Genomic DNA, 24,168 nt, shown 5'->3' on the forward strand with positions numbered 1-24,168 from the left:
CGGCTGATATGTTCGTTGTACCCAGGCCACAACAGAACTACCTGCTGGCAGCGCTTCCGGGGCCAGCGCTGGAACGCCTGCTACCCCATCTCGAACCGGTCGAGCTGCCACTGGGCAAAGTGCTCTATGAATCCGGCGGTGCCCTGCGACATGTGTACTTCCCCACCGATTGCATCGTGTCACTGTTGTACGTGATGGAGAACGGCGCCTCGGCCGAGATTTCGGTGGTCGGAAACGAAGGCCTGATCGGCGTGGCAGTCTTCATGGGCGGCGAAAGCACACCCAGTCGTGCGGTGGTGCAAAGTGCCGGGCATGCCTATCGCTTACCCGGCCAGCAACTCAAGGACGAGTTCAACCGCCATGAAGAGATGCTGATGCTGATGCTGCGTTACACACAGGCACTGATCACGCAAATGGCCCAGACGGCGGTATGCAATCGCCACCACGCCATCGACCAGCAACTGTGCCGCTGGCTGCTCTTGTCGCTTGATCGCCTACCAGGCAATGAACTGATCATGACCCAGGAATTGATCGCCAACATGCTGGGTGTACGCCGCGAAGGCGTGACCGACGCTGCCGGCAAGCTCCAGCGGCTGGGGGTCATCGAATACAGTCGGGGACATATCAAGATCCTGGACAGGACTCGCCTGGAGGAGCTGAGTTGCGAATGCTACGCCGTGGTCAAAAGAGAAACCGAACGATTGCAGCCTTACTTTCCATGTCCAAGCGACCCATGACGATGTCCGAAAGGCGGCGTTGGGTCGATAGAGGACATCGGCTAACCCCTGTCGCAGGTTGACCGATTCCTTGCGGACATCGATTTTCACCATTCCTCACTCACCTGAGCTTCTCACGCGCCCCCCCCCGCTGCCCGCCAGCGCCTTCCCCTATTCAACGATAACGCCTGCTCGCTAAAGGCGGCGCGCACTGGGAATTCTGGGGGCTAGTCTAGACTGGACATGAGAAATCACCACGGAGCCAGCAGATGGACCCGTTAACCTCTGATCAGTCTAAACCTCATGAAGCTCCTGAAGACGTCGACCATCTCAGGTTTCATCGCGCCCATGAGCATATGCACCACCCCTTTGGTAATGATGCATTTGCCCGCAGAGCCGAAGCTTTCGCCCGTTTTTTCGGCACACCGTTGTTCCTAGGTTCCCAGTCACTCGTGGTTCTTATCTGGATTGGTATCAGCTTATCGGGACTGTCAGCGTTCGATCCCTACCCCTTCATTCTACTGAATCTAGCGTTTAGTCTGCAGGCGGCCTACGCGGCCCCTTTAATTCTTCTGGCTCAAACTCGCCAAGCCGACCGTGACAAAGCGACCTCTGAAGCAGACGCACGACATCGAGAGGCAATTGCCATGGCCAATCAAAGACGGCAGCGGGACGCAGAGATTCACAGCCGGCAGCTACTGCAGTTACTGGAGCAAAATACACACCTCACGGAAGTAACAAAGCAAATGAGTGAAAGAATCGAGGTACTCACTTCGCAGATGCACTCGCACTTGCTTACTTCGTCAGAGAAAGCGCCTACATCTAGTAACTAAGACCCCTCATCTATTACCAGTTTCAAACAGCCCTAACGCCCGCCAGCGCCTTCAGAGCACATCCGAGGCAGGCAAACCTTCAGTGGCCACGCGCCGTGCCCGGCCCACGCCCCAAGCCAGCGCCCTGCTCATCGACTCACCAGGACGTGCATCGTAGGCCTCCTCATGAATGGCCATACCACGTGGTGCATATACCCCGATGAACATCTGAGTGCTACCAGTTCGCGACAGACGTACCTGGACATCAATAAACGTTCCATCGTCCAAAGTCTCATCATGAATTCGGTGGTGAAGCGTGGGGTCAGCCCAACCCCAGAAAATATCGCCGCGGATTCGCATGCCGTACTCCTACGACTCAGATAGTTATGGGGTTGTAGTAAGCAAGATAGCGAAAGCGAGGCGGTAATCAACTGCGGCTTAAGAGGCCGAGGGCTTCACCGGACGAGCGGAACCGCCTTACGAATCGACATTGGGCTTATCCAGAGTTGCGGCGAAGCTCATCCATTCATCGAACGCCTTCCGATGCTGGGCGCAGACATAGTCCCATCCAGCACCAGTAGTGCACCCGTAGGCCACTTGGCTCATCGTCGCAGCGGTTTGCATGTCCAGCTTCCGTAGCAGCTCATAAGCTTGAAATTGCCTCTCCCTGACTAGCTTTGTCACTGTAATCACCGATGTCCAAGGCCAGCCGAATGGCACGCTTATTCGGTAGACCCTTGCAGTACCACTTAAGTCATTAATCCTCCCGATTACACCGAATGACCTCAGAAGTGCGGCCAAGGAATCGTCATGTCTGAAGATAACAAGCTGATCCAGCCAGCGCCCTGGCCTGCCTGACTTCTAGGAGGGTGATGTCGACCGGTGCAAAGCCTGGCGCGCCTCAGGGCCGGATGGTTACAGTCGGGCGCATGCCGCCTATCTGTGCATCGGCATATTCAATCCAGCGCGCGAAGGCATCACGGTGCTGGCGGCACGTTTCCTCCCAATCAATCTGTTCCATCTGCTCGTAGGCTATTTGCTTCATCGTGTCAGCAGCCAAGTCGCTCAGATCCTTGAGAGCCTGGTACGCCTGATATTGGCGCTCATGCCTTTCAGTGTCCATGAGAGTTCATCCGCAAGTAATTAATAGTAGCCACTGATCAAGCGACCTTGGCAAGCGGCGTGAAGGTTCGCTACTTACTCAAAAAGCCGACGAGCGACACTAATATTCACCGCCTACGAAAGCGGAGCCGGCGGAGCCAAGACCAAGATTGAAGCCGTGCGCAACGGAGAGCATCTGATCGAACCTATCTATTGGGTGAAGTCATGATCGCCGTTGCTCAACTCCGCTCTATCCGGCTCTCAAACTGCGGTGGGTAGTCAGCACTCCCTTCTCATCAAACAAGAAAATCATCTGGTTTCCGCCCTTGTCCTGACAAACAACTCCATCAGTGTTCCCGTCAACAATTCCTTGGCAAGCCATATTCCATACATATGGACGGATTTGACACTTCAGGGTTTTGCCATCTTGGATAATTAGGTGGTTGGTAGCAGAGATATCTTTTGGATCGGGCTTGGGGCAAGCGCCTTCACCCCAGTTGACACCCTGATGATTTGGTTGCGAAGCACAGCCGGCCAATAGCAGAAGGGGTAAAAAACACCTGAAATTCATGAGCACCGTCCTTGGTTATGAAGACATATTCGAGGGTCGTCCATAGAAGCCCCTCTTATTGTGCGTCATTTCGCAGTGGCATTTGAAGGCTGTGGAACGTGACTCTCGACGATTGGCACGCTGACAGGCTCAGAAACAACTCATCTTGCTCGACTTGTCTGAAGACGTCTGAATCAAGTACGGCGGCCGGATCATCTACAGCAAAAGGAGATATGACGAATGGCTGGAAAGCCAATGGATCTACCCAAAGGGGTCGAGATCTTCCGCAATTCCCTCCGCACTCGTTTCACATGGACCCTGCTCCGCCGCGTCATCGCTGAAACAGACTGGACGTCAGCCAACGTGAAGCGCAACGCGATCACCAGACTCGCGACGATTCTGGATGCCGCAACCCGTGAGGGTCTGCTTACCAAGAACCCAGCAGTGCTGGTTGAGTTGCCAAAGCGCTCGAGGAAAGAAATCGACCCGTTCACCCTGGCTGAGGCCAACACCATCATCAGGCAGACGTCGGATCCACACAAACAGTGGGTGCCGGTGCTGAATGAAATGGGGATCAGACGTCGCCCCCCATACAACTGCCGCCACACCTATGCGACAATGTGCGCAATGTCCGGCCTCAATCCCGCATTTATTGCCCAACAGCTGGGTCACAGCGTTCAAATGCTGCTGTCGACGTATGCCCGTTGGCTCAACTCAAGCTCCGATTGGAGCGAGCTGGAAAAACTCAAGATTGGTATCAAATCGGTATCAGCTGAAAAGCCAGCCCCGTAAGTGACTGATAGGTAAGCCCTTTGATCTCCACCGCTAACATCACCATGCGCTAATGGATGGGGTTTAGCGGGGGGTAACGGGTTCATTTCATTGGGCTAAACACCCCTCACCTACCCTGCGAAACGCACCTGCTGGTTCGGCGATTGGTCCGGCAGGCTCCCTTCGCATCTTATGCCGAACAGGCATACCTCCGGCGTTCTGCCGACCCTCAAAGACCATTCGGACGCACCCTTCGGAAACGACCTACACCCAACCCGCTACGCCTCTGGATACCCTTCTCAGGCCAACCGCCAATGAGCAATCATTCCATGAGTAAAAACAATTTTATCATCACCTACAGGATCAGGAGCGACGAGACCTACCAGGCGCGTTACGACTCGTTCATTCGCACGCTCAAGGCCAGTGGCGACCAGAAATTCTGGAACGAAACATCATCCTTCTTCGCCCTGGGCGCCAAAATGACCGCCCAAGAACTGTGCTATGACCTGTGCAACAAGACCGGCTTCAACTGCGCCACCGACATGGTCGTTGTTCTTGATACTTCCAATAGGGAGTTAGCCTCAAGCGGTGTGATTCAGGACCCAGAACTGCTGAGTGATTGCTTAGGGTTCTGATGGCCGATCAGCATGCACTCATGCCGTCGTACTCCCCCTCGCACTGCTCTCCCGCTATCAGGGCACGGTCATACGCTTGCGCCAGCTCTCACGCTCGAGCATCAGCCCGTGCCAGCAGGTCGGAAAGCACCATGGCGGCGCGGGCGGCTGCATGCCCTCGGGCGATAGCGGCAGTATCCGTACCGGGGGCTGAGGGTGGCAGCGAAGTAGGCTGCATCGTTGCGCTGCCGGTTGCCACTAACAACGACCCCAAAGCTAGACTTCCGTTTCACCTGACATCTAGATTTCAGGTCGTCAGCTAGAATCCATCGCTACCTCTTCTAGAGTTATGGCTATGAGCAATTACTGGGTGGTGGGCGCAATGTTTGGGGGTTCAGAAGACCAATTACCAAAGTTCATCGAGCGGGGATATTGGTATTGCTGGGACCCCGAAAAGGTTCGAAAGCGCGAGATCCCTGTAAAAGCGCAGAGGCTTTTCCCGATGATCAAGCCAGGCGATCGAATTGCGGTGAAGAAACTGCAGGGGCAGGGTGCAAGCAAGATGTCCGTTCGAGCACTTGGCGAGGTAACCGCTGTTGACCATGACGAGTGGCGAATCTACGTCCGATGGCTAGTTACCAACATTAATCGTGAGGTACCAGTCGCAGGGTGCATGAGCGCTATTCAAGGTCCATTCAAAGAATCAGAGTGGCGCTCATCCATCTTCAGCATATAACGGCTCATCGACAGGCATCTATCGCAGCCTCCAGCTGCTTCTCATAGCCTATCCGCTGCCGCCGCTCAGCCAGAAGGGCCCGCACCTTCACTTCCAGGCTGTCCTCCTTGCGCAGGCCCGCCGCAGCCCATGGCGGCACTGCAACCTCAGGCGCGCGGCATGGCACCTGCACCGGAACTTCGACGCGCACATACTGGGTTTTAGGTTCAGCCCTCCCCGCGCAGCCGGCCAGCACCAGCACCAGTACCAGCACCAGCCCGCTGCCGCAGGCTAGGCCAAGAATTGCGCGGCCTGCAGCGCGAAAAAAGCCCTCCTCGCTCCCGCAGGAGCGCGCGGTAAGCACCAGTATCATAGGCCCAGCTCCTTATCGATGATCCAAGTGGCAGCGGCGCACTGGTCGCCGCCGGTCCGCTCCTGCTGCAGGCGGTTCGCCGCGGCGTAGTCGGTGTCGGCACTGGCCTTGGCCACGCCCACGGCTCGCTCGGCGGCAGCCTGGCGGTCGGCGGCGGCAAGCATCAGGCCGCCAATTGCTTTCCCTTGCTCCGTGGCCAGCCCGGCCAGGCTGTCGCGCGCGGCGGTGCACTGGGCGGTCTTGTCCTGCTGGTCGTCCAGCAGCGGGCGGAAGTGGTGAGTAGTGGCCCAGGTGCCAACGGCCATGCCCAGCAGGATCAGTAGGGCGGCCCCGGCGAGGCGCAGCGCCCAGGCGCTCATGCCAGCACCCGTACGGCGATGTCATACAGCGCCTTTCGCTCAGCGGCACCGTGTGGCACGCGCCCTGGCTTGCCGGTATTGATGATGCTGCCGATGTCCTGGATGCGGCCGGCGTCAGCCAGTTCGTTGAGCCCGTGCTTCGCCCACCACCAGGCAGCGGACTGAGCTGCGTGCTCGGCTTGCTTGAGCAGCTCGGGTTGATCCTCCAGCGGCAACCCCAGCGCAGCGCCAGCCGCCCGGTAGTTGTCGCGCCCGGTGAGCTGGATCAGACCGCGCCCGCGGTACCGCCACCCGTCTCCCGACGACTCGTGGCCATTTCCCATCCTGGCGCTGTAGACGCGGTTGGCGATCTTCTCCGGCTGCCGGGCATATGCCGGCGCGGTGTCGGCGGTGAACCTGGAGGGCCAGGTGCGCACCAGCGCCTCGGCGCTGTAGTTCAGGTTCTCGACCAGCACGCGCAGCTGACCCGACTCCTGGCCGATCTGCGCCAGGAAGGCGGCGGCGCGCAGCCGGCTATCGATCTTCCAGCGCAGCATGGCGCGGTTGATAGCAGGCAAAAAAATGCCCGCTACGGTGCGGGCCTTGGGCAGAACTTGCAGCATTTGCTGCTCAGTAATTGGCATCACGAGATGTCCTTGAATAGGTTGATTTCAAACGTCATGCCGGCCCACTGCCGGGAAGGGTCGCCGGCGTAATCCTCGGTCCAGTCTTTCGGCTCGCCCTTGAAACCGATCTGAACGACCAACGCCCGAGTCGCGGACAACTCCCACACGCCGTAAAATCCGTAATAGCGGCGCCCGGTTTGCTTGTGCGTAGCCAACAGAAAGCGCCGACCGCCCTGCCCCGGTCGATCCTCGACGTTCTCGTCGCCCCAGTAGCGGTAATCGCACTCTGTCACCGGGCAGCCGAACAGCGGGGAAAAGCGCATGTTGTTGGCCGGGTTGCGCAGGGCCAGCCACCAGAGCTTCGAGAGCCAGTGATAGGCGCCCAGGCCAAACGGCGCATTCAGGTGCCACCAGCCGCGCTTGTCGCCCAGGGCGCCGTCGCGATCGTTCGACCAGAGCCAGGCCCACGCAGGCAGCACGACCAGTTGCCAGTTGCCCGATGCCCGGGTGAAAGGCACCGCAGTGCCAAGGGTTCGGGCAAACGGCAGCGCCAGAGGCACGGCCAGCGCGCCGGAGAGGATCAGCGCAACGCGCACAGGGAACAGCAGCAGCCACTGGATGGCCGCCCGTATCAGGTGTTCAAGCATGTAAACCTCGGATTGCAGGTAGAAAAAAACCCCGTCAGTGCGGGGTTTCAGGAGGTGGTAACGGCCTGTTCGTCAGGCCAGGTGATTTCATGCGGAAAGCCGAGCTGCTGTTCCAGTCGGTTGAGTTCGACGCGGTAAGCTTTCCAGAAGCGTAGTTGCTGCACCTCTGCAGGCGTGGCGCTGTCGAGGTCGACTGCATCCTGCAGCGGCGCAATGCGCAGTGCGGCGGCAGTCAGTAAACGATCACGCTTCACCTTGGCCAAGATGACCAGGTCTTCTGCGGTGACGGTCGGGGCCACAGCTACCGGATAGCCATCAGGACCGTGCTGAATCGAGTTTCCCGCCGACTGGGCAAACTGTAGTTCCTGATAGAGCGCATGCGGGATTTCCACCAGCTGTTCAACCGGCGGCAGCATGCAGTCAGGGTTGGGCACGGTGATCGTGGGGGGTACGGCTGACCAGTCCAGCACCTCGATCATCGGTGCATCGCCTTCTCCATTCCAGCCAGGATCAATCTCCGGCACGGTGGGTCGCTGCCACTCGGGATCAGGAACCGTGAGTTCACGCGCACCATGGGCAAGCGACGAATAGAAACCGCCGTCCGCTCCGTAATAGATCAATTCCATTTATCGCCCCTTAGCGCGCCAGTACACGCTGTTAGTTGTGTTATTGCCGCTAACGCGCAGCATGAAGCCGGTTTTTGTGGGGCTGGTAAAGGCCGTCACGTCCGAACCCGAAGTGCCCGGATCACTGGCAAACGTTGCTGAGCCGTTCAAGCATTCGACCGGGAATGCGATCGGAAACGTGACGCTCAGCAGGGTGTTATCCGAGACGCCGGTAACTACTCCCCACTGCTCGACTTCGCCGGTGTCGGGGTCCTTCGACCAGCCATTAGCCAGCAATGAAGCAGTGTTCGGTGAACCCTTGTTGTACGCCAAGTCACGCACTATCTTGAGGGCGTAGGAACTGGCAGCCGTTGCTTGATCGTCGGAGGTAACGCTGTGATTCAGTTTCAAAATCCCGGCACGAGACCCGGTGGCAGTCGGGATCAGGCCAGGCAACGAATACTCGGTGACGTCCTTGTCCCAATCACTCCACACACCGTCATAGCGGCTTCGGGTAAAGGTCCCACCTCTGGCGGTATAGGGAATCAGACGCTGCGTCAGGGTACTGATGGAATACTCGTACACTTCGACATAGAAATAGGCCGCGACACCGGGACCATTGGTGTGAGTGCCATAGACGATGTACTCATAGCAACCCGGCGTGACAATGGCGTTGAAGTTAACGCCGGGGGTCGCCGGGGGTAACGATGCCCGCGCCCGAAACGCAGTATCACGGATCGCCTCGACGGTTTCGATCTTCGTGTAGGTCTCAGCCTTGTTCGCCTTGCCAGCCAGATGGTTGAGCATGGTGGTGGCGAAGTTAGGGTCGTTGCCGATCGCATCCGCCAGTTCTTTGAGCGTATCCAGCGCCGCCGGCGACGAAGCGACCAGCGCGGCGATGGCCGATTGCACAAATGCCGTGTTCGCCGCCTGCAGGGTATTGGTGCCTGCAACTGCCGTGGGCACCGTGGGGCTGCCGGTAAAGGCCGGGCTGGCCAGCGGCGCCTTGGCGGCCAGCAGTGTGTTGACCTGGCTTTGCGTGTAAGCATCATTGATGCCGTAGCCGGCCAGCGTCGTGGCATTGTCCGCCTTGCCCGCCAGCAGACTGTCCGTCTGCGTCTTTGTGTAGACGTCGGTGATGCCGTAGCCGGCCAATGTGGTGGGGTTGCTGCCAGCCGTTACGCGCCCCTGCACATCAATGGTCACCGAGCGATAGGTGCCAGCGGCCACGCCGGTTTTGCCGAACACCCGGACATACACCAGAGGAGTGGTGCCAAGGGTGGGTAGCGTGGTGTTCGACAGTTGCCAGATTGCCCCGCTGTGGGTGGTACCGCTCTCGACAATCACCAGGTGACCGGGTACGCATTCGGCACTTTCGTTGGTGTCCAGGGCGCGCACCCAGGCGCCGACTGCCACGGTGTAGATGCCGTTCTGCGAGCCGGATGCTTGATCCTTCACCAGCACCCTGTTGCCGACCGCCAGGGCAATGCCGTCGATGGTCTGCACACCCGACAGCGCAATAGCGCCAGTGGTGGCGACACGCACGCTGCGTTTAACGTCACTGGCTGCCAGGGTCTGAATCGCCTTCTGCAGCTGGCTCAGGTCGTTTTCGCTTGGCGTCAGGCCAGCCGCGACGATCACGGCCAGCAGTTCGTCAGTAACCGAGTTGCCCCAGGTCGCCGGAATCAGCGATCCGGGCTGCCCTGAGCTGGTGTTTTCGTCAACAAACTTGCCGCCGACCAAACCCACATTGGGCGTACTTTTCGGGTAATCCATAGGTGCTTATCCGTATTTGATTGTTTCAAGTGTGTGTGCCGGCGCAGCTCGGCTGACCAGGCACTCAAGCGCCCCGCTAGAGGCGCCGCCGAAGGTCTGCGCCCAGTGGCTAAATCCGAAGCGGCTCCCCTGAGCCAGGCGCGGCCCCGTCTGCAAGGTCCACATGAATTGCGCCGACCAAGTGCCGAAGCGGGCCGACCCCATGCGCGAGCGGCCAAAGCGAGGTGCCCGGTGCTCAATCACCCGCGCTTGCCGATAACCCATGCTGAACGCCAGTTCGACGAAGTACGCCGGGGTCTGCCCGCCCACCTCCAGCAGCCGCCGACGTACCGCCAACTGGCGGTCCTGAAACGTTGGGCTTTCGCCCATGCAAGGGTCAGGCAGACTCATGACACGCTCCCAGTCGGGCACCAGTTCGCGCACCGTGGCCGGTTCGCTCTCGGCAAGCAGCGCTGCGGCGCGCAGATCCTCGCGGGCCAGCTCCTGGGCAGCGGCCTGCAGGATTTCATCAATGCCCGGGTTAAATTCCCGCTCCCACGCCGGCCCCGGGGGCAACAGCGCACAGAGCTGCGCGTAGTAGTCGTCTGCCGTTCTCATACCCAGTTCACCCCGCCATAGGTCAACAGCTCGTTGCGCGCTGCAGACACGTTGCCGAGGGGCGCCAGGACCTTGTGGTCAACCTCGCCAGTCGCCGCGCTGATGGCCTCGCTGATGTGGGTGGCCAGCAACACACCACCCAGCTCGGACTCACGGTTGTGCAAGTCGATCAAGGCCGCTTCTACGGCGCGGCGCACTGCGCTGCTGTCAGGGGTCACGGACAACCGGTAGGCCACCAGCTTTTCCGCCGGCGCTAAGACGTAAACCTCGGCGGTAACCGGGCGTTCCTGCCCGATGTAAGCGGCCACCGTGGCGATCGCCTCGGCGTTGGGGATCAGGTTCACGTCACCGTCACGCACGAAGAACACCGCCACGGTGCCCGGGCCGAGCCACTGCCGAACGACCCAGGCGCGCGTCACGCCGGCCACCTCCAGCGCCCACGTTTCGTAATCGCTCTTGTTGCCGCCGTGGGGAATGACGCGGTAGGAGCGAATCACCCGACCGCGCAGCGTCTCGATGCTCTCCTGCTCGGTACCGCCAGTAATGCCCGGGGCGGTCACGGTGAACACCTCGTTCACGCCGAGTACTGGCGATACCAGGCGCAACTGGATGCCGACTGGCGTGTTGCCCAGTTCGCCGGCTTCCAGCGCCTCCAGTTCCACGCTGCCGGCGGCGGCGGTCAATTTCACCGAGGCCCGCACGCGAAACAGCACCTTATCGTCGCGCTGCAGCAGCGCGCCGGCGTCGAGCAGCGCCGAGGCGCCACCGGTGAAGGCGGCAGGCCCGGACGCCTTGACGGCCTCCAGACGGCCCCGCTTGAGGCGGGCATACGCCATACGCAACAGCGTTTCTTCGTCGGCGGTGTCGGGCAGGATCTGGTCGGCGATGTATTGCTGATGGCCATAGCGACCGTAGGCCGCTGCGCCCAGCACCCTGGCCAACACCTCGGAATCAGAGCGGACCAGCGCGCTACCGCCGGCCAGGTCGGACTGTGAGCGGGCAATCAGGGCGGGTAACGTAGGGGTTTCAAACGGCATTGATCACCTGCCATAGCGTGTCGAGTTGAATATCAATCAGCGTGCCGTCACGCAGGGTCAGCACGACCAGCATGTCGAGCCGGTCGACTCGGCGTGACGCCGTTACGGTAACGGCGCGGACTCTGTCGTCATCGGCCAGCCAGGCCAGCGACTCGCGGGCGAACGATTCGGCGTCGCGCACCGTGTCATCGGTCAGCGTGCGCCGGCGCAACTGCCACAGCCGCGAGCCGATGCGGTCGCGCTCGACCGTGGGGAACGTGTCGCCCCACCAGCCGTAACGCTCGTCATCGTCCAGGACGTCGCCGCCCTCGGCGCGCCGCCAGGTCAACAGGCTGATCACCACGGCGCGCCGCCAGGCCTGTTCGGTGGCTTCGTCGGTGAATAGCTCCATGTCAGGCCCCTTTGACTGGGCGCTTGTCCGAGCCTTCATGCACGTGCAGCGAGGTGCTGACCTCGGCGGCTACCACGTCGCCGGCTGCCTCGATGCGGCCAGTGGTGCGAATCAGTGGCGTATCGAAGTCCACCCCCGCCTGCGCCTTGATCTTGAGCGTCATCGTCTCGACCTCGATCACGCGGCCGCGCTTGAAGTGCAGGAAGTCGCCCTCGTCGGTATACAAAGCGACCTCGCCGCTCTCCAGCGCCTGCAGGCGAAAGCGCCGGTCCGAGACGCACACAACCACCCCGTGCGAGCGATCGCCGCCCAGGAACAGCGCCACGGCCTCGGCGCCGGGCTGCGGGTTGGATGTGAAACCGTAGGGTTCGAAGTGCTCCATGCCATCTTTCACTTCGTCGGCGGTCAGGCGCATCTGCAGACCCTGCAGCTTGCTACCGGCATCGACCAGGGCGACGACGCCCCGGGCAATCAGGTTTCTAAGGGGCTTCATTGGCTGGGCTTCCAGTCGGCGGGGATCAGGTACTCGAAGTTGTCGGCCTTGCCGCCCTTCTTGAGCTTGCGGGCCTTGTGCGGGTCTTTCGGTTCAGGGTCGAAGCTCTCGGGCGGGGCTAACACGATGTTGGCCACGGTGCCGGCGTCATCGAGCACGTATTCGATTTCACTGATCAGCATGTCGCGGTCGATGCCGATCAGCGGGTCGACCACCCGCACCACCATGTTGGCCAGCCACAGCGCGCCGTTGGACTGCCGCCACCCCTGCACCTTGTAACTCAGGGTCATCGCCTTGCCCATGCGGGTGCCGCGCTCCCAGTTGGCCCGGGCCTGTGCCAGCTCCGGGGTCATCTGGCCGCTCTCGTGAATCAGCAGCACGCGGTTGCGCGTGGCCCGAGGATCGACCACGCCGGACTTGACCTCACTGGCCTCGACCCCGAACGCGGTGTTCGATCCCGAGCGCTGGCCCGTTACGCGGTACTCGGAAAACACCCCGGAAAAGTCCAGCTCGGCACTGCCGGTCAAGATGTTCTCGCCCAACTGCAGGCGATCGACCGCCCGCCCCGCGCTGCCCGGGCGGATGATCACCACCCGGCCTTGTGCGTCATCGGTGGAAAGCAGCCGGGAAAGGGTCAACAGGCGGTCGATCGACTCGAACACCGTTTCGCCCGGCTCAATGCTGTGATCGCTCAGCTGCGTGGTTTCCGGCACCTGGCTCAGCACCTTGACCTTGTAGGGTTCGGCCAGCGACTGGACGATCTTTTGCACGCTCTGCCCGCGCCACTGCCCGGGCTTGTTGACGGCCGAGCTGTCGACCAGGTCCGCCGTCAGCGATCGGCCAGTGACCGAGCGATCGACGGTCTTGCTGTCGTACCTGATCGGCGTGGAAAAGACCCAGCCAGTCAGCACCAGGTCTTCACCGATCCGCACTTCGCAAAAGTCGCCCTGCCGCACCGGAATTTCTACATCTTGCCCGGGCCAGCGCCACGTCACGCCCAGGGTGAAATCGCGGCTTTGCCGCTCAATCCCGGCGCTGATGCTGACTTTCTTCCAGCCGCGATAATCCAGGCCGTTCACGCTCAGCGTGACAGCGTTCATGTTGTCCATAGGCTTACTCTTGAGCGATGGCCAGCGGCCCGGCAGGCAAGAACCCCGGGTGCTGCACTTTGTTACGCGTAACGATTTCCGAAGCGCGGGTAGCGTCGCCGTATTGCCGGTAAGCCAGCACCACCGCCGGCACGCTCTCACGCGCCGTGACAACGGTCAGGCGAACCCCTGCGCGGGCCACCTCAGTCAGGTGCGCCCGCACTTGCTTGCGCACCACCTGCAGCACCTCGAAATGTTCATGCGGCGCAACCTGGCCGGCCGACCACAAAGCCGCCTCGATCGCATCACGCACCGCCACCACGTCGGCAGTGACGGGCACGTCAGGACGCTGGATAGGCGCGATCGCTTGCTGCTCCAGAGACGGGAAACCGCTCAGAGGCTCAGGCGCCCGCACCACCGGCATGGCTGCTGCAGTACGCACGGCCAAAACGATCAGCGCATCACGGACCAGCTCGCGGGCGGCGTTCACCACCTGCGCCGTGGCCGTGCCGCCCAGCACTGCGGTGACGCTGTTACCCGAGCTGCTGCCGCTGCTCGCGGCCGCCTCCAACACTTCGGCTGCCAGCAACTGGGCCTGCTCGATATGGGCCGTGATCGCCCGGGCCGAGTCGGCGAAGCTGGCAAACTCCGGCTGCTGCTCGGGTAGCGCCGCGACCGTGCGGGCAAACTCGGGGTCGGCCTCCAGACTCGCGGCGGTTGCCGACGAAGCGCTGTCGGTTGCCCCCCAACGGTAACCCGACGACCGCGAGCTGCCACCGACACTGGCGAACTGCCCTCGGATCATCGCCGCGAAGTTGCCCGGGGCATTGATCAGCATGTCCACCAGCGCTTCAACCGAGCTGATCAGGCCGGTGATCTGGCGCAGCTCGGCAGCGATGGCCATCTGAATGCCAGCGATACCGTTCTGCAGCGCAACCACCGCCAGGCGCGCCCGATTGACCACGGCCATGACGGCCTTGTAACGGGCGATCGCCGATTCCAGCAGGCTTTCGGATGAATCCTCCAACTGGCGCGCTGTGTTCGGCACGCCTGCAGGAAAGCCCTTTTCGCCATCCTCGACAAACATCAGGCTAAACCGGGCCATGCCCCCTTCCCGGCGCTCATGGCTGACGTCGCATTCGGTGGCCGTGGCCATCAGCCGCCCATACCACGGGTGGATAAGCTCCCCGGCGCCGGGCTTGTCCAGCGCATTCAGCAGGTTGTCACGCAGCTCAATGAACTGCTCGCCGATCACGAACGCTTCAAGCTTGATCTCGCGGGTAACGCGGCCCATGTCCTCCACCAGCGGCTTGTCCCGCTGAGGGTATTCATGAACCTGCGTGCGCCGCCCGGCGGGCATGCTGTCGCTGTCGACAAAAAACGGCACCCCCCGAAAGGAGGCCGGGTGCAACTGATCACGCCACGTTGTCATCCCTCACCCCTTCCTAACGATCGGTAACCCACCTGCGGACTGACCTGCAGACCTGGCTGATTGGTTTGCCCCTGTTCCACGCGCATGCCCGGCGGCGCGCCCTCGAAGCGCACCACCATTGAGCCTTCGAGCTGGGCTTTGTTGGCCCGCCCCGACTGCTCGACCAGCGAACCCCGCGACGCCGGCAAGCTGCCCGGCGCACCTGCCTGCTGGACCAGTGATGGCCCGCCGGCGGGCTGCGCTTGCGGGGCCATCAACCCCGCCCCGGGGAAGCGCACCTTATTGGCCGTCAAAGCCGGTACCAGGAACGGGTCTTTACTGCTCGGGTCACGCGGGTCATAGGACACAGCAGGCAACGGCGCCGGCTTGGCGATCGGCACCGGGGCCTTCTGACCCAGCGGCATTGGCTGGAACGGTGCCGCCGGCGTCCGTAGCAAGCTGGCCGTACTGGTGGCAGCCGGCATCAGCTGCACCGGCTGAGCCGTCGGCTTGACCAACGCGCCCGGAACCGGCTGCATTTCGCCGTTACGCGCCTGCTGCTGCTCGGTCCAGGCATTGACCTTTTGCGTCGCTGCCTGGATCACCCCGCCGCCGTCCGAGTCAAAGCCCATGAACTTCATCATGGGTTCAACGATCGGGCGCAGCTTGTCCCATAGCCCTTTGAAGTAAGCCGTAATCGGCTCCCAGTGCTTGACGATCTGGCCCAGCGGGCTGAAATCAAACATGGTCCCGAGGAAGTCCAGGAACGGCACAGACACCGCTTTGACCAGCCCCCAGAGGCTGCCAAAGAATTCGCTGATCGGCCCCCAGTTGTTGACGATCATCCCTAGCGGGGTGAACGCAAACAGGGTTTTCATGAAGCCCATGAAGGGCACAGCCAGCGCTTTGACCAGCCCCCACAGGCTGCTAAAGAAGCCCACCAGTGGCTGCCAGTTGGCCACGATCTGGCCCAGCGGCGTCCAAGCGAAGGCGGTTTTCATCCACCCCCACACGGCCATCGCCGGCCCCTTGATCATGTCCCACACTTTTTCGAAGTACGGCCCGACGGTCGACCAGTTCGCGATCAGCACGCCGGCGGCCAGCGCGACACCGCGCACCACCAGCCCGATCGGACTCATGCTTGCTACGCCGTTCATCAGTGCCAGCGCTGCAGTAGCACCGGCAGTTGCCAGACGCAGCACGGTGAAGCCCACCGCGGCGCCGAGCACGCCCTTGATCAACCACGGGTTAGCCGCGGCTAAACTGGTGACGCCAGACACGATCGGGCCAATGGTCGCCATGAAGTCGTTGAGCGGCGGCAACAGCACCGTGCCGACGCTGATACCCAGGCGGGTTACCCGGTTCATCAACAGTTGCATGGCGTTCTGCGTGGTCGCTGCTCGAGCGGCATACTCGCTGTTCATGGAACCTGCGTATTCGCTCGCGTCCCCCACCGACTTAAAGTTCTTCTGCAGGGTGGGCAAGCTGGTCAGCAGCGGCGCGATCGCCCCCACCGATTCCTTGCCGAACAGATTGGTCAGCACTGCCGCCTGCTTGCTTTTCTCGACCTTGGCCAAGGTCTGCAGCACGCGGGTGATGGTGCCTTCGCTGTCGGTCTGCATCCCCTTGGCCATCTCGTTGGCGTCCAGGCGCAGCGCCTTATAGGCCTCTTTCTGCGATTTGGTCGCCGCCGTGCCGGCAGTCAGGGTCAGCATGAAGTTTTTGATGCCCGTCGCGGCTACGTCCTGCGCGATACCCACGCCGGCAAGGGTGGAACCCATCGCCGCCAACTGAGCCGCACTGACGCCGGCCACCTCACCCAGCGGGCCGATAGACGTCAGGATGTTGGAAATCTGCCCGGTGCTGGCCGCGCCGGTGTTGCCCAGATAGTTGATCTGGTCGGCCAGGGCTACCACCTCGTTCTGGTTCATCTTGAACGCGGTTCGCCACTTGGCCATCATCGAACCAGACTGTTCGGCGGTCGTGTCGAAGGCTACACCCATCTTTACCGCGTCTTCGGCAAAGCGGTTGAGTTCTTCCCGGGCGATGCCCGACTGTCCGCCGGCGGCGACGATCTGAGCAATGCCCTCGGCCGCCATCGGCAGCCGCTCGGACAGGCCCAACACGTCGTCACTCATCGCCTTGAACTGCTCCGGCGTGTCGAAGTTAACCACCTTCTTAACGTCCGCCATGGCGCTTTCAAAGCCCATCGCCGCCTTGATACCCATGACGAACGGCGCCGCAATGGCACCGCCCTGCAGGGCTTCACCAAAGGTGATCTTGCCAAGGCCCGAGCTGTTCAGTTGCTTGCGCAGCATGGCCGCGTTTTTACGCACGCCGCTGAGCACCGGCGACAGCTTGTCGACGCCGGTAATCAGGGCCTTTAGCTGGAATTTATCCGCCACCACCACCCCCAGTCAGGCTATGAATCCGCCACGCGTTTTCTTCACACTCAAAGAGCGTGTCGAGGGTCCAGCCCAGCGCCTCGCCCGGGGTGGTTTTCCACCACCAGGCAAGGTCAAAAGCCAGCTCGGTCAGGCTTCCGACTGATTCGAATCGCGGGGCATGAAAAAACCCACGATGAGCCAGGCAATGGCGTTCAAGTCAGGCAAGCCCAACTGATTCACCGAGCTGGACGGGATGGCGGCGCATACGGCGATGTACTTGGCCGCGACTTCCACGTCGAGAATGGGATAACCGCTTTCCCCGATGGTGTAGGGCAGCGACTTGATAGCGCGGCACTCCTGGACAGTAGGACGGCGCACAGTCAGCTCTTTGACTTCTTCGTTGTGGGCCTGAATAGGTTCTGCGAGTTTATGGTTAACGGTGCTCATTACTGCCAGTCTCCTTGGATGCCTTCGAATTTGAGCGAGACCTTGGCGTCATCGCCGGTCACTTTGGTGTCATCGACCAGGTACGCACCGCTCAGCACGTACACCGAGCCATCGGCGAGTTCCGCCGTGACGGTCATCGAAATGCCCGCGACCAGCTTGGCCCGGGGGAAGTTGGCAGTTTTCACCGCATCGACAATGACGTAGGGGGTCTGGTCTTCTTCTTTGAAGTAACCGGGAACGATGGTTTCGCGCTTCACAGCGGACAACGGCGCTTCGACGCCGCCGGTGATCACCAGCTGATCGCCGTCGACCTTGACAAAGCAGGTGCCTGCGACTTTCTGACCCATTAAGGGATCTCCCAGAAAAAAGCCCGCACGAGGCGGGCCGGGGGTTTAACGATGCGGATCAGGCCGCGTCGGGGTACTGCAGGCGGAACTGGTACAACAGCGCGAACACGCGCAGCTGGTTCACCAGGTCCGGCGGGAACAGCACGCTCAGCCGGTTCGGGTTGTTCGGGTCGCGCTCAACGATCAGGTACTGCTTGAACATCTCGGCGTTCTCGACAATGCCGTCGCGCTCCATGGCGCCGTAGGCCGCAATCAGCTCGCCGCGAATCACCTTCGGCGTGACGATCGCCTGGCCGGGACCAAAGCGGGTGCCGTCGTTGGCCAGCTTATGGCGCCCGTACTTGCTGGTGATGATGCTGCGCAGGTTGCGGATCACATACGCCGACTGGTGCAGCGTTTCGCTGTCCAGATAGGAGTCATCCGGCTGCCCGTAGGCGTTGCGCTGGTAGGTCGTAACTGCCCGTTCGATGCGGTAGCTGCCGCCGCTGTACACCGCTGTAGCGACGCCGCTGGTCAGCAGCGACTGACGTTCAGTCAGCGTGAAACGATCGCTCGCGGCTGCAGGGTCGATCCCTACCAGCACGCCAGTCTGGGTGGCCGGGCTGGGTCGGCGCTGATGAACACAGCGGTGCGCGCTGCCCAGACCGCTGTCACTTCCCACACTGGTTGCGGCACGCCGCGTTCAAAGCCGTGCACGCTGACATGCGGGTCATTGCGCAGACGTCCCGCCGCGACCAGCTCGCCGAGGGTGCCGCGCTTCGCGCTGTAGACGTGGCCGTACAGCTGCTTGGCCCACGACCAGCGACCGGCGCTGTCGTCCATCGTTTCTTTCCAGCCGTCCAGCGTCGCCGAATCGGTCCAGGGCTGAGCGATGAACTCGAATTCTTCATCGCCCAGCGCCGCCAATGCCGTGACCACATCAGGCGAGCCAGACCCGCCCGTCATGACCGAGGTCACAACCGTCAGGCCCGCCGGCGTGACTTCGCCGTTGACGCGCCCGAGTCGATTGAGCTGCAGCTGAATGTCATTGCCCAGGTCGCCCTTGAACTTGGCCACGACGGTGACCACTGCGTTTTCAACAGTGGCCGTTACCGGCAGATCAATCGCGTCATTGATCGCCGCTGCCAACGCGGTGGCCACCGCTTCGGCGGATGCGCCGGCAACCACCGAGGCGCGTACCCGCTGCCCGGCTACGTGCAGGTTGACCAGGCCCGCCGACTCGACCGACCCCGTTACGGTAACGGTGGCCTTTGCAGCGGCGCCGGCGGTCAACTTGAGCGGCAGACACCAGACCTCGCCGGCCACGTCCACGGAACGCCAGCGAGCGTGCATCGCCGCCAACATCGAACCATTGCCGCCGATGTCCTTGGCTTCGCTGGTACGCGACACCAGTACCAGGCGACCGATTTCCGGGCCGGTGGCGTCGTCGTTGACCTGGCCGACGATCAGCCGGCGCAGGCTGGACGCCCCGCTGTTGGCCATTGAGTTGTCGACTTCGGCGTAGAACAGCGGCACGCGAATGTCGCTGGGAATGTTGCTGAAACTCACGCTCATGGCGTCTTGCTCCCTCGGGTGCTGGCTTTCTGCTCGACGGCATCACCGTCGCTGATGCGGCGCTCCCAGTACACGTTACGGGGCACCGTGGCGCCGCCGGCGGGCAGCAGCTCGCGGGGGTTGTGCGGCATTGGGCAGTCGCGCCCGGGTGCCGGCTTGAGGTCTACGGTTCTCATGGGGTCAGGTTCTCCCGAGTGGTGAACTCGACTCGCCCGTCAGGGCCGGGGGCCGTGACGTTGGAGTCTTTCAGGGGGTTGATGAAGTCAAAGCGGGTGTCGATCCCCTCCAGCTCTGGCAGGCCGGCCAGCTTCCATTCCTGCCAGGTCTGCGGCTTACCCTCGCCGGTCTGCTCCCAGCGACCCAGTTGCAGGTCGGCATAAAAGCGGTAGCGGTAAACCACCCGCTCGCGGTCAAGCAGCAAGAGCTGGCCGCCGTCGTACAGCAATGGCCCCGTTTCCGGATCAGGCTCAAAGCCCACCAGCGCACGCCACAGCTGGGCGCGCACGTCGTGCAGTACGTCGACCACCGACTGCCCGCGCTCGTCGACTGTCGGCAGCACCACGCACACGTCGATAGCGTCGCGCACGCCTTGGGTGATCACGTTCTGCGCGCTTGGCTCATCGGCCGAGTCGCCTACCGCAATCACATAGGCCGCTGGAATCTCCAGCTTTGCGCTGTCGGCGGTCGGGTCCCAATCCAGGCCGCCGGCCACGCGTTGTTCAAAGCCAGGCGCATAGGCGCGCAACTGCTCGATCACAGGCGTGATTTTCATGTCGGTTCTCAGTTGAGCAGCGCGGCGGCGAAGGCCTGCTGCAGGATGCGTTGCACGTCGGCGCGACTGTCGGTCAGTGCGTCGGTCATGTAGTCGTCGCGGGGCTTGATGCGCCACCCACCGCCCTGCTTACGGCGCACGCCGTAATGCAGATAAGCCGGGTAGAACGCCTGCATGCTTGCAGTCTTGTTCGGCGCGACCCGCACCAGAAAGCCCGAGCGCGACAACTTGAAGCCGATAGAATCGGTGGTCGCACCCGTCCGATTGATCGGGTAGCCGTCCTGGCCACTGCCAAGCGCAAGGTTCATCTGAGCCCGCCCGGTGATCAACTGGCCAACCTTGCGCATGCCGGCGCGAATCTTGCGTTTGTTGAAGGCTTCGCGATCGAACTTGTCGAAACCGTCGACGTGCAAATAGCCGTCAATCGAAACGGAGTTTGCCATTTGGCCTGCCCTCCTCTGGGCTCACCGGCCCTAGCTCCTCAACCTCGACCACTGACCAAACCTGGCGGCCGGCGAGATCCGTAGGGCGCCTCACCCGATAAACCCGCCCGCGGCCTACAAACTCGAAGTCCGACTGCAAATCAGGGATGAAACGACAGTAGAGGCGATGGGTTATCCCCGATTTGGTTTGTTGAGCATGGGCGTAGGTCGCCGTTCCCAACGGTTCGACCCTCACCCAACGGCGGCAGACGAGCGTGAATTCTGGCTCCAGGCCCGGCCCCACAGGCTTGTCGGACCTTTTCCTCACTTCCATCCGGTGCTTCAACTCGCCGGACGCAGGCTCGCGTATGTCCATGGCTAGAACCTCGGAGGCACGGTGATATCCGCCAGCAGATAGTCCAGATAGCTGGAGGGCATTTCAGCCAGTGATTGCCCGACAACCAGCATTCCCCGCTGCGTAAAGGCCGTTTCGGCGGCCATCAGCAACCAGTTCAACACCCCGGGATAAGCCGCCACATCTACGCCAGCGCGGTAGCGAATGCGCAGCCGACCGTGCGGCCGGCCACTCGGAAAGTGCAGGTAGCTCTCCTTCCCTCCCCGGCTTAACTCGGACGGACCAGTAAACGGGATGACTTGGCCCCCATCCCCCAACAGCAGAACGGACTCGACGGCGACCACCTGGCCGATGTCCAGCGGATGCCCCGACGGGTAGCGCTGCGGCCAGTCCTCCTCATAAATCGCTTCACGGATCGCCGCGCCGGTCTTCGACTCACCCTGGCTCGTCACGCCCGGGATGATGATCTGGTCAATGAGTTCGGGCTGAAGATCCTCTGGCTCGGCCCTGCATTGATATGCCACCTGCTCTAACGTCAGCACGGGTGGCCCGGTGTACTCAATGCGGCGCGCCATGGTCAGGGCTTCCCGTCGGTGTCCGGCTTGGTATCAGACTTGGCAGCCGCGTCACCATCAGGCCCGGCGTCATCGGTCGCCGCTCCACCGCTCGCACCAGCCCGCGATTTCTTGGTGGCCTTTTTGTCAGCCTCGACCGCATAACCTCCGTCAATCAGGCCCTCGGCAAGGCTGGACTCAAAGCCAGCGGTTTCTCCGGCGGCATAGCCGCGCCAGTTTTTTTCAAAAGTCACGATTACTTTGGACATGGGATGCTCCCCTAAGCCGAATGCAAGAAAGCCCGGGATTCCGGGCCAGTGGTGTTAGAGGGCGCTACCCCATTTGACGCCAGTCATTACCGCTACCGACTCCACGTGGCGCGGGCCGAAGTCGTGCTTGGCAATTACGCGCACCAGCGTCTGATCGCGCTGGAAGGCGCTAATGACGTTGCCGCTGCTGTCCTTGTAGGTAGCCTCTTTGCTGAAGTCGATGACCATGGCGTCGTCTTCGCCAATGAAGCAATCCGCGAAGTCGGCGAAATGGATTTCCGAAGCATCGCCATCGCCGCCCAGGTTAATCGGGATCTGGGTCGTGGAACCGACCGGGAAACCTTTCAACAGGTTTTGATCCAGCTCTGGATAGGCCTTGTTGCCATTGCCATCACGCAATGCAGCAAGCCAGCGCTTGGTCCGCGGCGCCATGGCAAAGCCGGGTGCCGTCATGTTCGAGTTGGCGTTTTCCAGGCGCAGGATCAGCGCAGACAAGGCGAGCTCAACCGCCTCGAGCGTCACCGCTGCGGGCGCCGCAAAAACGTTGAAGGCAGGCGCCCAGAAGCGCAGGCCCTTCGGCAGGTTCCCGGTACCCGCGCCGCGCAGGAAAGACAGGTCTTCCGCTGTTGCCACCGAAGCGGTCAGGTCATTCACGACGAGCCGGTCAACGCTGGGGTTGGTGCCCGAGTACGCCAACAGGTCGTTGCTGATCGGCACCAGCGCCGCCAGTTTTTTCGACGACAGCTTCAAGTCATCGAACTGCAGATCGGTCGTCGGCATATCCTCTTCGCTGCCGATGTAGCCAACCACTGCACCGCCCTTGATCCGCGGCACAGTCAGGTTGCCATTTTGCAGCGGCAGGGAAACGGCGCCGAGCTTGCGAACCACCGACTTCGGTCGCAGCAGCTCAATCACTTCGCTGGAGAAGCTCTGCGGAACCAGCACGCCGCCTGCGCCAGGCGTCACCGTGCTGAGTGCCATGGCGATTTCAGGGTTGTAGCCAGAGCTCTGAGCCATCTTGGCTGCAGCGTGCTGATCCCCGCGCGCCGCGGCCAGTACGCGAACCATCTGGGCCATATTGGCGCCAGGCACAGGCTTGGCAGTGAATGGACCGCTGATGTGGCTGGGCGGCCCATTCAGGCCTTGAGCCCCCTCATCCACGGGCACCGCGCTGGCTGCTGCCATCTGCTCGGCGGCCTCGGCACGGGTGAGTTTCTCGGTGAGGGTTTTGAACTGAACGCTGAGCTGTTCGAACTGCGCGAGCTGCTCTGCGCTGAGGGCGGTACCGGCGACTTCCAGCTGAGCCAAGGCCTGGATCTGGCTGTTGATAGTGGCGCGTTCGCTACGCAATTGAGTTACGAGGGACATGCTGCCTCCTGGGCATAAAAAAACCGCCAGCTGGCGGTTGGGGTCACTGCCGCGAACGCGGTCAGAGTTGAGACTGAATGGCGAAGGCCGAGGCCTGCACACTGATGCGCTGCCTGACCTGCGCGCCGCCCAGTCGCTGGGCGCGACTGAAGGCAACGGCCTGGGACAAGTTGTCGACCGCAAGCTGGGGTGACTCCAGGCGATCCGCCAGACCAGCAGCGATGGCGGCTGATCCCCGATAGCAGGCAGCCTGGGTCGCGATGATGTCGGCCACATCGCGGCCGCGGTACTCAGCTACGTGCGTGGTAAAGAGCTGGTAGCTCTCTTGCACGATGTCGTTGAGCACTTGAAGTGACTGCTCGGTAAGCGGTTCGTTTGGGCTCAGATCGTTCTTGTGCGCCCCTGCAAACACCGTGGTGACCTTGACGCCCATGCCGTCGATCATCTTCGAGCGGTCCATATGGCTGGCGATGACGCCAATGGAGCCCACGCCTGATGTCAGGCTGACCACGACCTCGGAACATGCGGCGGCAATCAGGTAGCCGCCGGAGTACGCCATGTAATTGACCAGGCCGGTGATGGGCTTCACTTTGGTTGCTGCGCGAATATCTGCCGCCAGCTCGAAGGCACCGACGGCGCTCCCGCCAGGGCTGTCGATATCCAAGACGATATGCTCGACCATCGGGTCGGCAACCGCCTGGTTGAGGACAGCACGCAGCCCTTCGTAGCTGGTCATGGTTTCACAGGCATTTAGGTGACTGCCCCGGCTCACCAGCACACCGTGAACCGGAATCACCTCCACGCCTGTCTGGGCGATCGCAGCTCTCCGTTGCTCCTCGCGGCGATCCTGCTGGGCCTGATAATCATCTTCGTCGTAAAACATCCTGGGATCGGCCTGCGCACCACCCATGCTCAAGTTGACGATGTTCAGGCTCATGGTTTGGTTGGCCCAGCGCACGGCAAGGTCCAGCATGTCGGGGGTCGTCAGCAGCGGCTGATTGAACAGCAGGCTGGCGGCGCGCAAGTGTCGTT

Annotated in this window: 30 protein-coding genes and 3 pseudogenes; 5 read left to right on the forward strand and 28 right to left on the reverse strand. The window is 61.8% G+C overall.

What is annotated here, in order from left to right:
- Positions 1–8: 8 nt before the first annotated feature.
- Both IDM28_RS11655 and IDM28_RS11660 read left to right on the forward strand, forming a co-directional pair.
- A complete protein-coding gene (locus IDM28_RS11655; protein ID WP_188036370.1) occupies positions 9–737 on the forward strand; it encodes a Crp/Fnr family transcriptional regulator in 729 nt (242 codons plus the stop codon).
- A 248-nt stretch (positions 738–985) separates the two neighbouring features.
- Positions 986–1,549: a DUF1003 domain-containing protein gene (locus IDM28_RS11660; protein WP_150571700.1), complete on the forward strand. Its 564-nt coding sequence runs from the start codon at positions 986–988 to the stop codon at positions 1,547–1,549.
- A 51-nt stretch (positions 1,550–1,600) separates the two neighbouring features.
- Here the strand turns inward: IDM28_RS11660 and IDM28_RS23870 are convergent, their stop codons facing one another.
- The 3 genes from IDM28_RS23870 to IDM28_RS23745 all read right to left on the reverse strand — a co-directional run bounded on the left by IDM28_RS23870 (position 1,601) and on the right by IDM28_RS23745 (position 3,200).
- Positions 1,601–1,888, reverse strand: coding sequence for a hypothetical protein (locus IDM28_RS23870; protein ID WP_150571701.1), 288 nt, complete (start codon positions 1,886–1,888; stop codon positions 1,601–1,603).
- Between the two features lie 541 nt (positions 1,889–2,429).
- Positions 2,430–2,651 carry a hypothetical protein gene (locus tag IDM28_RS11665; RefSeq protein ID WP_188035981.1) on the reverse strand — a complete coding sequence of 74 codons (222 nt, stop codon included), beginning with the start codon at positions 2,649–2,651 and terminating at the stop codon, positions 2,430–2,432.
- Positions 2,652–2,879: 228 nt separating this feature from the next.
- Positions 2,880–3,200, reverse strand: coding sequence for a hypothetical protein (locus tag IDM28_RS23745; RefSeq protein ID WP_223175916.1), 321 nt, complete (start codon positions 3,198–3,200; stop codon positions 2,880–2,882).
- A 288-nt stretch (positions 3,201–3,488) separates the two neighbouring features.
- On the opposite strand from IDM28_RS23745, the pseudogene IDM28_RS11670 reads away from it, so the two are divergent.
- Together IDM28_RS11670 and IDM28_RS11675 are read left to right on the forward strand one after the other, a co-directional pair.
- Positions 3,489–3,971: pseudogene (locus tag IDM28_RS11670) on the forward strand (hypothetical protein); the annotation flags it as partial.
- A 308-nt stretch (positions 3,972–4,279) separates the two neighbouring features.
- A complete protein-coding gene (locus IDM28_RS11675) occupies positions 4,280–4,585 on the forward strand; it encodes a hypothetical protein (protein ID WP_188035983.1) in 306 nt (101 codons plus the stop codon).
- A 7-nt stretch (positions 4,586–4,592) separates the two neighbouring features.
- On the opposite strand, the pseudogene IDM28_RS11680 reads toward IDM28_RS11675, so the two are convergent.
- Positions 4,593–4,821: pseudogene (locus IDM28_RS11680) on the reverse strand (DUF2514 family protein); the annotation flags it as partial.
- A 98-nt stretch (positions 4,822–4,919) separates the two neighbouring features.
- Here IDM28_RS11680 and IDM28_RS11685 point away from each other — a divergent pair.
- A complete protein-coding gene (locus IDM28_RS11685) occupies positions 4,920–5,300 on the forward strand; it encodes a hypothetical protein (protein ID WP_188035984.1) in 381 nt (126 codons plus the stop codon).
- A 4-nt stretch (positions 5,301–5,304) separates the two neighbouring features.
- On the opposite strand, the gene IDM28_RS11690 is transcribed toward IDM28_RS11685, so the two are convergent.
- From IDM28_RS11690 to IDM28_RS11805, 24 genes and pseudogenes are all read right to left on the reverse strand, one after another.
- Positions 5,305–5,556, reverse strand: coding sequence for a hypothetical protein (locus IDM28_RS11690; protein ID WP_410524671.1), 252 nt, complete (start codon positions 5,554–5,556; stop codon positions 5,305–5,307).
- Between the two features lie 92 nt (positions 5,557–5,648).
- Positions 5,649–6,011 (reverse strand): hypothetical protein, encoded by a 363-nt coding sequence (locus tag IDM28_RS11695; RefSeq protein WP_188035986.1) that lies wholly within the window; start codon positions 6,009–6,011, stop codon positions 5,649–5,651.
- Positions 6,008–6,634 (reverse strand): glycoside hydrolase family 19 protein, encoded by a 627-nt coding sequence (locus IDM28_RS11700; protein WP_188035987.1) that lies wholly within the window; start codon positions 6,632–6,634, stop codon positions 6,008–6,010. Before IDM28_RS11700 ends, IDM28_RS11695 begins: the two co-directional genes overlap by 4 nt.
- Positions 6,634–7,263, reverse strand: a complete 630-nt coding sequence (locus IDM28_RS11705; protein WP_188035988.1) for a hypothetical protein — start codon at positions 7,261–7,263, stop codon at positions 6,634–6,636. The genes IDM28_RS11700 and IDM28_RS11705 overlap by 1 nt, the downstream gene beginning before the upstream one ends.
- Before the next feature lie 47 nt (positions 7,264–7,310).
- Complete coding sequence (locus IDM28_RS11710) at positions 7,311–7,889, reverse strand: tail fiber assembly protein (protein WP_262500075.1); 579 nt, start codon at positions 7,887–7,889, stop codon at positions 7,311–7,313.
- A complete protein-coding gene (locus tag IDM28_RS11715; protein WP_188035989.1) occupies positions 7,890–9,644 on the reverse strand; it encodes a pyocin knob domain-containing protein in 1,755 nt (584 codons plus the stop codon). It abuts the gene before it with no gap.
- 6 nt (positions 9,645–9,650) lie between these two features.
- Positions 9,651–10,241 carry a YmfQ family protein gene (locus tag IDM28_RS11720; protein WP_188035990.1) on the reverse strand — a complete coding sequence of 197 codons (591 nt, stop codon included), beginning with the start codon at positions 10,239–10,241 and terminating at the stop codon, positions 9,651–9,653.
- The gene (locus IDM28_RS11725) at positions 10,238–11,278 is read right to left on the reverse strand and encodes a baseplate J/gp47 family protein (protein WP_188035991.1); all 1,041 of its coding nucleotides are present in this window, start codon (positions 11,276–11,278) and stop codon (positions 10,238–10,240) included. Before IDM28_RS11725 ends, IDM28_RS11720 begins: the two co-directional genes overlap by 4 nt.
- Positions 11,268–11,669 (reverse strand): phage GP46 family protein, encoded by a 402-nt coding sequence (locus tag IDM28_RS11730; protein WP_188035992.1) that lies wholly within the window; start codon positions 11,667–11,669, stop codon positions 11,268–11,270. The genes IDM28_RS11725 and IDM28_RS11730 overlap by 11 nt, the downstream gene beginning before the upstream one ends.
- A 1-nt stretch (position 11,670) precedes the next feature.
- Positions 11,671–12,162 carry a phage baseplate assembly protein V gene (locus IDM28_RS11735; RefSeq protein ID WP_188035993.1) on the reverse strand — a complete coding sequence of 164 codons (492 nt, stop codon included), beginning with the start codon at positions 12,160–12,162 and terminating at the stop codon, positions 11,671–11,673.
- Positions 12,159–13,271 (reverse strand): phage baseplate assembly protein, encoded by a 1,113-nt coding sequence (locus IDM28_RS11740; RefSeq protein ID WP_188035994.1) that lies wholly within the window; start codon positions 13,269–13,271, stop codon positions 12,159–12,161. Before IDM28_RS11740 ends, IDM28_RS11735 begins: the two co-directional genes overlap by 4 nt.
- A gap of 4 nt (positions 13,272–13,275) precedes the next feature.
- Positions 13,276–14,682, reverse strand: a complete 1,407-nt coding sequence (locus IDM28_RS11745) for a DNA circularization protein (protein WP_188035995.1) — start codon at positions 14,680–14,682, stop codon at positions 13,276–13,278.
- Positions 14,679–17,066, reverse strand: a complete 2,388-nt coding sequence (locus IDM28_RS11750) for a phage tail tape measure protein (protein WP_316936998.1) — start codon at positions 17,064–17,066, stop codon at positions 14,679–14,681. The genes IDM28_RS11745 and IDM28_RS11750 overlap by 4 nt, the downstream gene beginning before the upstream one ends.
- Positions 17,067–17,195: 129 nt before the next feature.
- Positions 17,196–17,495, reverse strand: a complete 300-nt coding sequence (locus tag IDM28_RS11755; protein WP_188035996.1) for a phage tail assembly protein — start codon at positions 17,493–17,495, stop codon at positions 17,196–17,198.
- On the reverse strand, positions 17,495–17,842 hold the full coding sequence (locus tag IDM28_RS11760; protein ID WP_188035997.1) for a phage tail tube protein: 348 nt from the start codon (positions 17,840–17,842) through the stop codon (positions 17,495–17,497). Before IDM28_RS11760 ends, IDM28_RS11755 begins: the two co-directional genes overlap by 1 nt.
- A gap of 58 nt (positions 17,843–17,900) precedes the next feature.
- Positions 17,901–19,396 (reverse strand): annotated as a pseudogene (locus IDM28_RS11765) (phage tail sheath subtilisin-like domain-containing protein).
- Entirely contained in the window at positions 19,393–19,572 is a 180-nt protein-coding gene (locus IDM28_RS11770) for a DUF2635 domain-containing protein (RefSeq protein WP_188035998.1), read from the reverse strand. The pseudogene IDM28_RS11765 and the gene IDM28_RS11770 overlap by 4 nt, the downstream one beginning before the upstream one ends.
- A complete protein-coding gene (locus IDM28_RS11775) occupies positions 19,569–20,168 on the reverse strand; it encodes a hypothetical protein (RefSeq protein WP_188035999.1) in 600 nt (199 codons plus the stop codon). The genes IDM28_RS11770 and IDM28_RS11775 overlap by 4 nt, the downstream gene beginning before the upstream one ends.
- Positions 20,169–20,176: 8 nt before the next feature.
- Positions 20,177–20,611, reverse strand: coding sequence for a hypothetical protein (locus tag IDM28_RS11780; protein WP_188036000.1), 435 nt, complete (start codon positions 20,609–20,611; stop codon positions 20,177–20,179).
- Complete coding sequence (locus IDM28_RS24215) at positions 20,589–20,966, reverse strand: phage head closure protein (RefSeq protein WP_188036001.1); 378 nt, start codon at positions 20,964–20,966, stop codon at positions 20,589–20,591. Before IDM28_RS24215 ends, IDM28_RS11780 begins: the two co-directional genes overlap by 23 nt.
- Positions 20,967–20,968: 2 nt before the next feature.
- Positions 20,969–21,520: a hypothetical protein gene (locus tag IDM28_RS11790; protein ID WP_188036002.1), complete on the reverse strand. Its 552-nt coding sequence runs from the start codon at positions 21,518–21,520 to the stop codon at positions 20,969–20,971.
- A gap of 2 nt (positions 21,521–21,522) precedes the next feature.
- Positions 21,523–21,768, reverse strand: a complete 246-nt coding sequence (locus IDM28_RS11795) for a hypothetical protein (RefSeq protein ID WP_188036003.1) — start codon at positions 21,766–21,768, stop codon at positions 21,523–21,525.
- Positions 21,769–21,822: 54 nt separating this feature from the next.
- Positions 21,823–23,136 (reverse strand): phage major capsid protein, encoded by a 1,314-nt coding sequence (locus IDM28_RS11800; RefSeq protein ID WP_188036004.1) that lies wholly within the window; start codon positions 23,134–23,136, stop codon positions 21,823–21,825.
- Between the two features lie 61 nt (positions 23,137–23,197).
- Entirely contained in the window at positions 23,198–24,160 is a 963-nt protein-coding gene (locus tag IDM28_RS11805; RefSeq protein ID WP_262500076.1) for a S49 family peptidase, read from the reverse strand.
- Positions 24,161–24,168 lie beyond the last annotated feature (8 nt).

The organism is Pseudomonas sp. EZ-C24, from assembly GCF_014525325.1.
GTDB classification, from domain to species: Bacteria; Pseudomonadota; Gammaproteobacteria; order Pseudomonadales; family Pseudomonadaceae; genus Aquipseudomonas; species Aquipseudomonas shirazensis.